At 69.0% G+C, this 11,626-nt stretch carries 8 protein-coding genes; 5 read left to right on the top strand and 3 right to left on the bottom strand.

Going from position 1 to position 11,626, the window contains the following annotated elements:
* Positions 1-61 precede the first annotated feature (61 nt).
* From VDQ83_RS12490 to VDQ83_RS12470, 5 genes are all read left to right on the top strand, one after another.
* On the top strand, positions 62-1,306 hold the full coding sequence (locus VDQ83_RS12490) for an efflux RND transporter periplasmic adaptor subunit (protein ID WP_455435183.1): 1,245 nt from the start codon (positions 62-64) through the stop codon (positions 1,304-1,306).
* 1,049 nt (positions 1,307-2,355) lie between these two features.
* Positions 2,356-3,048, top strand: a complete 693-nt coding sequence (locus VDQ83_RS12485) for an ABC transporter ATP-binding protein (RefSeq protein WP_263396766.1) — start codon at positions 2,356-2,358, stop codon at positions 3,046-3,048.
* A 76-nt stretch (positions 3,049-3,124) separates the two neighbouring features.
* A complete protein-coding gene (locus VDQ83_RS12480) occupies positions 3,125-4,282 on the top strand; it encodes an ABC transporter permease (protein WP_309921612.1) in 1,158 nt (385 codons plus the stop codon).
* A 46-nt stretch (positions 4,283-4,328) separates the two neighbouring features.
* Entirely contained in the window at positions 4,329-5,642 is a 1,314-nt protein-coding gene (locus tag VDQ83_RS12475; RefSeq protein ID WP_455435182.1) for an ABC transporter permease, read from the top strand.
* A 362-nt stretch (positions 5,643-6,004) separates the two neighbouring features.
* On the top strand, positions 6,005-7,162 hold the full coding sequence (locus tag VDQ83_RS12470) for an alpha/beta hydrolase (RefSeq protein ID WP_309921607.1): 1,158 nt from the start codon (positions 6,005-6,007) through the stop codon (positions 7,160-7,162).
* 81 nt (positions 7,163-7,243) lie between these two features.
* Here VDQ83_RS12470 and rarD read toward each other — a convergent pair whose 3' ends face one another.
* From rarD to VDQ83_RS12455, 3 genes are all read right to left on the bottom strand, one after another.
* The gene (gene rarD, locus VDQ83_RS12465; RefSeq protein WP_455435181.1) at positions 7,244-8,143 is read right to left on the bottom strand and encodes an EamA family transporter RarD; all 900 of its coding nucleotides are present in this window, start codon (positions 8,141-8,143) and stop codon (positions 7,244-7,246) included.
* The gene (gene yedA, locus VDQ83_RS12460) at positions 8,140-9,042 is read right to left on the bottom strand and encodes a drug/metabolite exporter YedA (protein ID WP_455435180.1); all 903 of its coding nucleotides are present in this window, start codon (positions 9,040-9,042) and stop codon (positions 8,140-8,142) included. The genes rarD and yedA overlap by 4 nt, the downstream gene beginning before the upstream one ends.
* A gap of 848 nt (positions 9,043-9,890) precedes the next feature.
* Positions 9,891-11,546, bottom strand: a complete 1,656-nt coding sequence (locus VDQ83_RS12455; RefSeq protein ID WP_455435220.1) for a M28 family metallopeptidase — start codon at positions 11,544-11,546, stop codon at positions 9,891-9,893.
* Positions 11,547-11,626: the final 80 nt, after the last annotated feature.

The raw sequence follows: 11,626 nt of genomic DNA, 5'->3' as shown, positions 1-11,626 counted from the left end.
GCAACTGGGAAGCGCACCCCTCGCCGTCCACACTGCGCCTACCGATTCGTCCAGGGACAAGATGAGTACCTCCGCCGACCTGCTCAAAGAACTCCGTATCGACCGCAAGGCCCCGCCGAGCGCGCCACCGTCGCGGCGCGGGCTGTGGATCGCCGTGGTCCTGGTGCTGCTGCTCGCGCTCGGCGTCGGCGGCTGGCTGCTGTTCGGCCGCGGCAAGGCCATCGAGGTGACCACCGCGCCGGTGGTGGCGATCGCCGCCGGCAGCAGCAGCGCCTCGGTGCTGGACGCCAGCGGCTACGTGGTGGCGCGGCGCATGGCCACGGTGTCGGCGAAGATCACCGGCAAGGTGCGCGAGGTGCTGATCGAGGAAGGCATGCGCGTGGAACAGGGCCAGGTGATGGCGACGCTGGACCCGATCGACGCCGGCGCGCAACGGCAGCTGTCGGCCTCGCAGCTGGACGCGGCGCGCAGCCAGGTGGCGAACATGCAGGCGCAGCTGCGCCAGGCCGAGGCCGATGCGCAGCGGCTGCAGACCCTGTCCACGCAGCAGTTGGTGTCGCGCTCGCAGTACGAGCAGGCGCTGTCGCAGCGCGACGCCCTGCGCGCGCAGCTGCAGAGCGCGCAGCGCAACGTGGTGGTGGCCGGCAACCAGCTGTCGATCTCCGACCTCAACGTGGACAACACCATCGTGCGCGCACCGTTCTCCGGCGTGGTCACCGCCAAGGCGGCGCAGCCGGGCGAGATCGTGTCGCCGCTGTCGGCCGGTGGCGGGTTCACCCGCACCGGCATCGGCACCATCGTGGACATGGAATCGCTGGAGATCGAGGTCGAGGTGGGCGAGGCCTTCATCGGCCGGGTCAAGCCGGGCATGCCGGTGGAAGCCACGCTCAACGCTTACCCGGAGTGGAAGATCCCGGCCGAAGTGATCGCGATCATCCCCTCGGCCGACCGCGGCAAGGCCACGGTGAAGGTGCGCGTGGCGCTGAAGCAGAAGGATCCGCGGATCGTGCCGGAGATGGGCGTGCGGGTGAGTTTCCTGGAAGCCCCGCAGGCGCAGGCGCAAGACAAGCCGCAAGGCGTGCGCGTGCCGGGCGCGGCGATCGTCAAGCGCGACGGCCAGGACGTGGCGTTCGCACTGAAGGAGGACAACACCGTCGAGCGGCGCGCGCTGAAGACCGGCATCGCCCTGGGCGACGACCGCCAGGTGCTGTCGGGCCTGGCGGCAGGCGACACGGTGGTGCTGGACCCGCCGGAGACGGTGCGCGACGGGGTCAAGGTGAAGATGGCGGAGGCGACCGAGCAGTAACGGCGGCCGCGTGTGAGGTACCGCGCATTGGCGCGAACCATTGCATGCCGTCCGTGTCGCCCCTGTCGCCACCGCCTTGCTCCATCGCCATGAAGACGGCGCCGTTACTTTGTTTTCGTTCCAGTTATTGCCATAGCGAGTGTCGCTGAAACCAGTCGTTTCACCGCATCGCATGATTCTTGCCCGTGATGCATCAAGCCTGCAATTGCCTGCACAAGCTCCAACCGCCATACCGCTCTTGCTCTTGCTCTTGCTCTTGCTCTAGATGTTGCTCTAGCTGCTGCTCGGCTCCGTTGTTGCTCGGCTTTGCTGTTGCTGTTGCTGTTGCTGTTGGCTTCCTGGGTTCCCTTCCGCAGCGGCGGATGGACCGGGGAAAAACCCGAAGGGCGGCGCACAGGGATGTGCGCCGTTCGCGGCAGGGGCAGGATGCCCCTTCCGCGAATCCCCGGTACATCCGCGGACCCGTAGCGCGCAGCGCGGAGGGCGCGTAGGCAGGGCGCGCTTTCTTTTGGTTACTTTTCTTTGCGCGAGCAAAGAAAAGTGACCCGCCAAGGGCGGAAGCCTTTGCTTTGCTTTGTCGTTGCTTTGTTTGCTTCAAACGTTTGCTTTTGTAGGAGCGGCTTCAGCCGCGACTGGTTCTGCCAGGAAAGTGTCGCGGCTGAAGCCGCTCCTACAAGAGCTCCACCACTGAAGGAGCAAAAGCAAAGCTTTCGCCTATGGCGAGTTACTTTTCTTTGCTTGTGCAAAGAAAAGTAACCAAAAGAAAGCACACCCTGCCTCCGCGCCCTACGCGCTTCGCGCTCCGGGTTCGCGAACAGGACGGGATTCGCGGAAGGGGCATCCTGCCCCTGCCGCGAACGGCGCACATCCCTGTGCGCCGCCCCTTCGGGGTTTTTCCCGCCCTATTCGCCGCTGCGTAAGGGACCCGGTAGAGCAAAAAAGCTGAAGAGCAAAGCAACTGCAACTGCAACTGCAAACAACACAAGCGTCAGCAAACTGCCTCACCGCAACCGGCACATCTACTTCCGTCCACTGCCAGGAACACCACCATGTCCACCCTCGTCAAACTGCGCAACGTCACCAAGACCTACCAGCGCGGGCCCGAGAAAGTACAAGTCCTGCACGGCATCGACCTGGAGATCGAACGCGGCGACTTCGTCGCCCTGATGGGACCCTCCGGCTCCGGCAAGACCACCCTGCTGAACCTGATCGGCGGCCTGGATACCCCCAGCGGCGGCGAGATCGAGATCGAAGGCGAACGCATCGACCGCATGAGCGGCGGCCAACTGTCCACCTGGCGCAGCCAGCACGTCGGCTTCGTGTTCCAGTTCTACAACCTCATGCCCATGCTCACTGCGCAGAAGAACGTCGAGCTGCCGCTGCTGCTGACCAACCTCAGCGCCGCCCAGCGCAAGCGCAACGCCGAGATTGCCCTGACCCTGGTCAACCTCGCCGACCGCCGCAGCCACCGCCCCAACGAACTGTCCGGCGGCCAGCAGCAGCGTGTGGCGATCGCCCGCGCCATCGTCTCCGATCCCACCTTCCTGATCTGCGACGAGCCCACCGGCGACCTGGACCGCCACGCCGCCGAAGAGATCCTGCAGTTGCTGCAGCAACTCAACCGCGAACACGGCAAGACCATCATCATGGTCACCCACGACCCCAAGGCCGCCGAGTACGCCAGCCATACCGTGCACCTGGACAAGGGCGAGCTGGCCGACGCGCCGCTCGTGGCGCATTGAACCGGCCGCTGCCGCATCGCGGCCAGCCGCTGCGCGCGTACCGCGCCACGGCGTACCGTTCCCTGGAGAATCGAACATGAAATACTTTTCGTTGGTCTGGGCGCAGCTGTTCCGCAGCAAGACCCGCACCCTGCTGACCCTGCTGTCGGTGGTCGCCGCGTTCCTGCTGTTCGGCATGCTCGACTCGGTACGCGTGGCGTTCAACTCCGGCGGCAGCGTCGAAGGCGCCAACCGGCTGATCGTGTCCTCGCGGCTGTCGATCACCCAGTCGCTGCCGGTCAGCCTGCAATCGCAGATCGAATCGGTGCCCGGAGTGAAGAAGGTCACCTACGCGATGTGGTTCGGCGGCATCTACCAGGATCCGAAGAACTTCTTCCCCAACTTCTCGGTGGCGCCGAACTTCTTCGACGTGTACAGCGAGTATGACGTGCCGCCGGCGCAGCTCAAGGCGTTCCGCGAGACCCGCACCGCCGCGGCAGTGGGTGCCGCGCTGGCCAAGAAGCACGGCTGGAAGATCGGCGACACCATCCCGCTGCAGGCCACCATCTTCCCGCGCGGCGGCAGCAACGACTGGCCGCTGACCCTGACCACCATCTTCAAGGTCAAGGACGCCAAGAACGCGCAGGCGGAGAACCAGTTGATGATGAACTGGAAATACTTCGACGAGTCCAACGACTACATCAAGAACAAGGTCAGCTGGTACACCGTGCAGCTGGGCAGCGCCGACCAGGCCTCGCGGGTGGCGCAGGCGATCGACGCGCTGTCGCTGAACTCCGACCACGAGACCAAGAGCCAGACCGAGGCCGCGTTCTCGCAGGCCTTCGCCAAGCAGTTCGCCGACATCGGCCTGATCGTCACCGCGATCATGGGCGCGGTGTTCTTCACCCTGCTGCTGCTCACCGGCAACACCATGGCGCAGGCGGTGCGCGAGCGCATCCCGGAGCTGGCGGTGCTGAAGACGCTCGGCTTCCGCGACGGCACCGTGCTAAGCCTGGTGATGGTCGAGTCGGTGCTGCTGATCGTGCTCGGCGGACTGATCGGCATGGGCCTGGCGGCGCTGATCATCCCCGGCGTGGCCGCAGCCAGCGGCGGCATGATGCCGATGCGCGGCGTACCGGCGCAGACCTGGCTGGTGGCGCTGGGGCTGATGGTCGCCATCGGCATCGTGGTCGGCTTGCTGCCGGCGCTGCGCGCGCAGCGGCTGAAGATCGTGGACGCGCTGGCCGGGCGCTGAGCCCGCCGCCGCATCGTTCCCTATCGCATTCTCGGAAGACGCACTGATGAAACTCAAACAATGGTTGGGCAATCTGCTCTCGCTGCTGCTGCTGGCCCTCGGGCTGGCGCTGTGGATCGCGCTGCCCTGGTACGGGGTGCTGGCGCTGGCCGTCTGCGTGGCGCTGTGGCTGCTGCTGACCCGCAGCGGCCGCCTGGCGCTGGCCGCCACCCGCATCGGCGTGGCCAGCCTGCCGCAGCGCTGGGGCGCCTCGTCGGTGATCGTGGTCGGCATCGCCGGCGTGGTCGGCGTGCTGGTGGCGATGCTGGCGATGGGCGAGGGCTTCCAGGCCACGCTCAGCAGCACCGGCGACGACACCACCGCCATCGTGCTGCGCGGCGGCTCCGGCGCCGAGACCAACTCGGTGATCACCCGCGACCAGGTGCCGCTGATCGCCAGCCTGGCCGGCGTGGCCAAGGGCGCCGACGGCAAGCCGCTGGTCTCCCCGGAGCTGTCGCAGGTGATCAACCTGCCGAGCAAGGCCGAGGGCACCGACACCAACGTGCAGTTCCGCGGCGTCGGCGACGCCGGCTGGATGGTGCACGACAAGGTCCGGATCGTGGAAGGCCGCCGCTTCGCCGCCGGCCTGCGCGAGATCGTGGTCGGCCAGGGCGCCAAGGCGCAGTTCCGCGGGCTGGAGGTGGGCAAGACGCTGAGCCTGGGCCGCGAGCAGTGGACCGTGGTCGGCGTGTTCGCCTCCGGCGACGCGCACGATTCGGAACTGTGGGCCGACGCGCAGACCCTGGCCTCCACCTACAACCGCAGCGCCTACCAGTCGATCAACGTGCGCACCGCCGGCAAGGACGGCTACGCCCAGTTCAAGGCGGCGATGGCCGCCGACCCGCGGCTCAAGCTCGACGTGGAAACCACCCGCGCCTACTACGCCAAGCAGGGCGGCAACCTCAGCAAGCTGATCAGCATCCTCGGCACGGTGATCGGCGCGATCATGGCGGTCGGCGCGGTGTTCGGCGCGCTCAACACCATGTACGCGGCGGTGGCCACCCGCGCGCGCGAGATCGCCACGATGCGCGCGATCGGCTTCCGCGGATTGCCGGTGGTGACCGCGGTGATGCTGGAGACGATGCTGCTGGCGTTGCTCGGCGGGCTGCTCGGCGGGCTGATCGCCTGGGTCGTGTTCAACGGCTACAGCGTGTCCACGCTGGGCAGCAACTTCAGCCAGGTGGTGTTCCAGTTCAAGGTGTCGCCGGAACTGCTGTGGAGCGGGCTGAAGTGGGCGCTGGGCATCGGCCTGGTCGGCGGGCTGTTCCCGGCGCTGCGCGCGGCGCGACTGCCGATCACCACTGCCTTGCGCGCGCTGTAGGGCCGCCGTTCCGGGCACCGCGGCGCCTGCCTGGCGCACGGAAGCGAGGTCGCGGGTCGGCCTCCACCTGCGCAAATGCGACCCGCGGGTCTGGCCCGGCGTGTCGCGGGCCGGCGCCACGCGGCCCGACCTGAACGCCAGGCGCTGCCGCGCGGCGCCGACCGGGTGCCGGCCAGCCCCGGCACGGCCCGGCCGGGAACGGTGGATGCGCCACAGCGCAGGCCGCAGCGGGAAAAACCGGGCTGGCGGTTCCGCCTCGGCGCACCCTGCCAACCCGCGTCATCGTTTCGTCATCCAATTGCGGTAGAGCCGCGCCGGCGAAGGCGGTAGCCTGCGCGGCCGTTCATCCACCGCCTACCGCCATGTCGTCGCGCCTGCGCCTCCTGCTCGTCCTCTGCGCCAGCCTGTGCCTGGCGGCCTGCTGCGTGGCCGCGGGCACCTCCACCTCGCTCAGCGACCGCCTGGTCGCGCCGGGCGGCGTGTCGCCGCTGATGGACGAGGAACGCATCCAGGGCCTGCTGTCGACCCTGCCCAACCGCAGCGGGCACGTGCTCACCCCCGGCGGCATCCCGATCTTCTGGCGGGCGATCGACCCGGGCGACTACCGCATGCGCTACCGCTACGAGCACGCCGGCCGCGACGCCAACGGCCACGAGCGCGCCGATTTCGCGATGGACGTGGCCGCGCCGCAGCCTGGCGCGCACGCCGCACCGCGCGGCACCGTGGTGCTGCTGCACGGCTGGATGATGGACGGCGACTCGCTGCTGCCGTGGTCGCTGGACCTGGCCCAGGCCGGCTACCGCAGCATCAGCATCGACCTGCGCAACCACGGCCGCTCCGGCGGCGGCCCGGCCGGCTACGGCACCCGCGAGTCCGACGACGTGGTTGCGGTGATCCGCGCGCTGCGCGCGCGCGGCGAGGTGCAGGGTCCGCTGTACCTGTTCGGCGTGTCCTACGGCGCCGCCACCGCGCTGTTCACCGCGCAGAAGCTGGGCGGCGACGTCGACGGCGTGGTCGCGATGGAATCCTTCGCCAATGCAGGCCGCGGCATCCGCGACATGATCCCGCACATGCTCGCCAGCCGCCCGCAGGGCCTGATGGCCAGCGCGGCGATGGACCTGGCACGCTGGCGCTACGCCGGGCAGAACCTGGATGCGGTCATCGCCAACGCCAACCAGCGCCTGGCGCTGAACCTGGACCAGGTCGACGTGACCGCCGCCGCGCGCGCCGCCCCGGCCTGCGTGCTGCTGCTGCATGGCGGGGCCGACCAGCACATCCCGGTCGCGCACGGCCGTCTGCTGGCGCTGGACGCGCCGCGCGCGCACTACCTGGAGATGCCCGGCGAGAACCACATCAGCCTGCCGATGCGGCTGGACCTGCTGGCGCCGACCGTGGAGGACTGGTTCGCCGAACTGCCGGCGCAGCGCCACGACGGCCACTGCCCGTCGCCGCTGGCGCCGCGCGTGGACGCCGGGCAGCAGCTGACGGGCAGCCCGGCTGCGAGCGTCGGCCGGGGTTGAGCAGGGATTGGGGATTGGGGATTGGGGATTCGCAACAGCGGTCTGCGCGGGCGACCTGGGATGTTCTGCCTTTGCTAATCCCTAATCCCTAATCCCGGCTCGCCGCCACAGACTCTCGCCGGCGAACAGCAGCAGGCCGATCCAGATCGCGGCGAAGCCGATCGCCTTGCCGGTGTCGAACGGCTCGTGGAAGAACCACACCCCAAGCAGCAGTTGCAGGCTCGGCGCGATGTACTGCAGCAGCCCGACCAGCGACAGCGGGATGCGCCGCACGCCATAGGCGAAGCCGATCAGCGGCACCGCGGTGACCACGCCGCCGAACACCAGCAGCAGATCGTTGCGCCAGCCCCAACTACCGGCAAAACCGCCGCCGTGCCCGCTCTCGCTCCACAGCACGAAGCCCAGCGCCGGCAGGAACAGGTACAGGCTCTCCACCCCCAGCCCGGCCACCGCATCCACCTGCACCAGTTTGCGCAGCAACCCGTACAGCCCGAACGAGGCGGCCAGGCTCAGCGCGATCCACGGCAGCGCGCCGGCATCGACGGTGAGCCAGCTCACGCCGAGCGCCGCGCACGCCACCGCCAGCCACTGCAGCGGGCGCAGCCGCTCCTTCAGCACCAGCACGCCGAGCAGCACGTTGACCAGCGGATTGATGAAATAGCCCAGGCTGGCCTCGATCACGTGGCCGGCGTTGATCGCCCAGATGTACAGGCCCCAGTTGAACGCGATCGCCAGGCTGCTCAGCGCCAGGATGGCCAGCGCGCGCGGCTGCGCGGCGATGCTGCGCCACCACTGCAGGCGCGTGCGGTACAGCAGCCAGCCCACCACCAGCACCGCGCTCCAGACAATGCGGTGGGCGATGATCTGGAACGACGGCACCGCCTTGAGCAGATGCCAGTACACCGGCACCACGCCCCACAGTGCGAACGCCAACGCGGTGATCAGCAACCCGCGCCGCGTTTCCTGCTCGGCGGCGGTCATCGCCGCGTCCGCGCCACGGTGATGACCACCACGCCGGCCAGGATCACCGCCATCGCGCCCAGGTCGCTGCCGGTGAAGCGCTCGCCGCCGAGCCAGCTGCCCAGCGCCACCGCGATCACCGGATTGACGTAGGCATAGCTGCCGGCCAGCACCGGACGCACGTTCTGCAACAGCCACACGTAGGCGGTGAACGCCACGATCGAGCCGAACACGCACAGGTAGGCAACCGCCATCAGCGCATGCGGCGTCGGCCAGGCGTGCGGGCGCTCGCCGCTCAGCAGGCCCGCGGCGACCAGCAGCACGCCGCCGCACAACATCTGCCCGGCGGCGGCCATGAACGGCGCCGGCAGGTCGCGACCGCGCGACCACACCGAACCGAACGCCCAGCCGATCGGCGCGATCAACAGCAGCACCAGCCCCTTGGGGCTGGCGCTGAGGCTGCTGCCGGCGTTGAGCCACAGCACCCCGGCGAACCCGACCACGATGCCCAGCCATTCGCCGCGGCTGGCATGCTGCCCGCGCAACGCACCGAACAGCGCCATCCACAGCGGCACCGAGGCCACCGCGACCGCGGCCAGGCCCGAGGACACCTGGCGCTCGGCCAGCACCACCATGCCGTTGCCACACAGCAGCAGCAATGCGCCGAGCACCGTCAGCGACCCCCAGTGCGCGCGCGTCGGCGCCGCCACGCCGCGCCAGCGCAGCACCGCGTACAGCAGCGAACCGGCGACCACGAAGCGCAGCCCCGAGACCATGGTCAGCGGCGGCGTCCCACCCTCCAGCGCGAAGCGGATCGCCAGATAGGTCGAACCCCAGACGACGTAGACCAGCAGCAGCGCGAGGACGACGAAACCACCGCGCGCGGGAACGGCGGTGGCGGGAGAGGGCGAGGACGACATGCGCAGAAGGACCGAGCGGTGTGGACATGAATTCTAGGCCAGCGGCCACGACCAGCGACAGCATTGCAGCGCGACGCAGGCAGCACGCTGTTTTGCGCGAGGCGTTTGGTCCAGCCGAACCATCGGCGATACGCACCGCGCTGAGCCAGCGTGATTTGAGCGCACAGCACGTGCGTGCGTCATGCAGAGGCAACCCCGATGGCTTCGGCCATCAGCCGCAATCGCTGCGCGGCAGACTCCCCGCGTCGGGACTGAAGTCCCTCCCACAATGCACCCAGCACCTTGCGCAAGGCTTCCTGTAGGAGCGGCTTCAGCCGCGACAGGAGGCATCAGCGATCCATCGGCTTCGGCACCAGTCGAGGCGGAAGCCCTCCTGCAGTGCACTCAGCAAACGGCAGCAACGCTGCTCGCCGGCAATGAGGCCGGCCCGGTGCGAAGCTCCACCTGTGGGAGCGACTTCAGTCGCGACGCACGAAGTCATCAGCTCCATCGACTCCGGCACCAGTCGCGGCTGAAGCCGCTCCTACAGTGCACCCAGCAAACTCAGCGCAAGGCCTCCTGTAGGAGCGGCTTCAGCCGCGACAGGAGGCATCAGCAATCCATCGGCTTCGCACCAGTCGGGGCTGAAGCCCCTCCTACAGTGCACCTAGCAACTCAGCGCAAGGCTCCCTGTAGGAGCGGCTTCAGCCGCGACAGGAGGCATCAGCAATCGATCGGCTTCGGCAGCAGTGGAGACCGAAGCACTTCTGCGCTGCACTCCAGCAAACCCAGCGCGAAGCTCCAGCCTGTGGGAGCGACTTCAGTCGCGACGCGCGACACACACCCCACCCGCAGCCACAGTCACCACCTCAACGCCGCGCCGCCTCGCTCGCATCGCGCGCCGGCTTGAACTCCGAGCCGTCGTCCCAGCGCGGCCACTCGCGGCTGTCGGCCAGGCGCTGGCCCAGGTCGTACAGCAGCAGCGTGTCGGCGGCATGCCCGGCCGGATCCCAGGATGCGCTCCAGCGATCGCAGGGCTGGTGGTAGCACTCGGCGAAATAGCGGTCGCGGATCGCCTTGCCGGCGGCCACACCACCGTCCAGCTTGTCCAAGCCGGGCCCCACCGTGATCGCCGGTACCCCGGCGCGGGCGAAGGCGAAGTGGTCGGCGCGATAGAAGAAGCCCGCCTCCAGGTTCGGATCCGGCGAATAGGCGCGGCCGCGCGCCTGCGCCGCCGCGGCCAGATCGCGCTCCAGCGACACGCGCCCGCGGCCCCACGAGGCGATGTCGCGGGTGGCGCCATCGGGGCTGAACATCTCGCTGTTGATCACCGCCACGGTGGTCGCCAGCGGCGCCAGCGGATGCGCGGCGTAGTAGGTCGCGCCGAGCAGTCCCTTTTCCTCGGCGGTCAGGGCGATGAAGTACAGCGTGCGCTGCGGCCGCGGACCGGCCGCGAACACCCGCGCCAGTTCCAGCACGCTGGCCACGCCGGTGGCGTTGTCGACCGCGCCGCGGCGGATGCGGTCGCCGCCGGCGTCGGCCGCGCCGAGGCCGAACGCATCCCAGTGCGCCGAGTAGATGACGGTCTCCTCCGGATGCGTGGCGCCTTCCAGCTTGGCGACCACGTTGTGCGTGACCACGCGCTCGCGCTTGAGCGCGAAACGCACCGACAGCGCCGCATCGCCCAGCGCCTGCGGGCGGAAGTCGGCGCGCTGCGCACGTCGCTTCTCCGCCTCGAAATCCAGCCCGGCGCGCTGGAACAGCGACACCGCCAACGCGCGTTGCATCCAGCCGCGCACCGGCACGTGCTGCGCGCGCGCCTGCGCGTCGCTACGCTCGATGTCGAACAGCGGCGACAACCCGGAACTCTTCACCGTGGCCCAGCCGTACGCCGCCGGCGCGGTCTCGTGCACGATCAGCACGCCGGCCGCGCCCTGCCGTGCGGCTTCCTCGTACTTGTAGGTCCAGCGCCCGTAGTAGGTGACCGCGCGGCCATCGAAGGCGCCGGGCTGCGGCGTCTCGAAATCGGCATCGTTGATCAGCATCACCGCGATCTTGCCTTTCAGGTCCACGCCCTTGTAGTCGTCCCAGCCGCGCTCGGGCGCGTGGATGCCGTAGCCGACGAACACCAGCGGCGCGTCCTTCAGCGCCACCTTGGCACCGGGCCGCAGGCTCTGCAGCACCACGTCCTCGCCGTTGACCAGCGCCTGCGACGCGCCGGCCACGCGCAGCGTCGCGGTCACCGGTCCGTCCACCTGCGCGCGCACCAGCGGCACCGCCTGGGTCCAGCCGCCGTCGTCGCCCGCCGGTTGCACCCCGGCCAGGCGGAACTGTTCGCTGAGATAGGCGATGGTCTTGTCCTCGCCCGGCGTGGCCGGCGCGCGACCCTCGAACCCATCGGAGGCCAGCGTGCGCACATGCCGCTGCAGCGCTTCGGCATCGATGCCGCCGCCGGGCAGCGCCTCGTTGGCCGCCTGCGCGGCGCCTCCCATGAACAGACAGGCGGACAGCAGCAACATGCGCATCGGATTCACGGCGAGGACCTGAAAAAACATGGTTGCACAGTGTAGAGCGTGACGCCGTCACGAAACAGCAATGAGGTGGA

Source organism: Xanthomonas sp. WHRI 7945, assembly GCF_035026585.1.
This window is presented reverse-complemented; position numbering and strand designations above follow the sequence as displayed.

Bases quoted from the DNA above. Each gene is read 5' to 3' on its own strand.
- VDQ83_RS12485 (WP_263396766.1), top strand. From the start codon at position 2,356: ATGTCCACCCTCGTCAAACTGCGCAACGTCACCAAGACCTACCAGCGC.
- VDQ83_RS12490 (WP_455435183.1), top strand. From the start codon at position 62: ATGAGTACCTCCGCCGACCTGCTCAAAGAACTCCGTATCGACCGCAAG.
- VDQ83_RS12480 (WP_309921612.1), top strand. From the start codon at position 3,125: ATGAAATACTTTTCGTTGGTCTGGGCGCAGCTGTTCCGCAGCAAGACC.
- VDQ83_RS12455 (WP_455435220.1), bottom strand. From the start codon at position 11,546: ATGCGCATGTTGCTGCTGTCCGCCTGTCTGTTCATGGGAGGCGCCGCG.
- VDQ83_RS12470 (WP_309921607.1), top strand. From the start codon at position 6,005: ATGTCGTCGCGCCTGCGCCTCCTGCTCGTCCTCTGCGCCAGCCTGTGC.
- VDQ83_RS12475 (WP_455435182.1), top strand. From the start codon at position 4,329: ATGAAACTCAAACAATGGTTGGGCAATCTGCTCTCGCTGCTGCTGCTG.
- rarD (WP_455435181.1), bottom strand. From the start codon at position 8,143: ATGACCGCCGCCGAGCAGGAAACGCGGCGCGGGTTGCTGATCACCGCG.
- yedA (WP_455435180.1), bottom strand. From the start codon at position 9,042: ATGTCGTCCTCGCCCTCTCCCGCCACCGCCGTTCCCGCGCGCGGTGGT.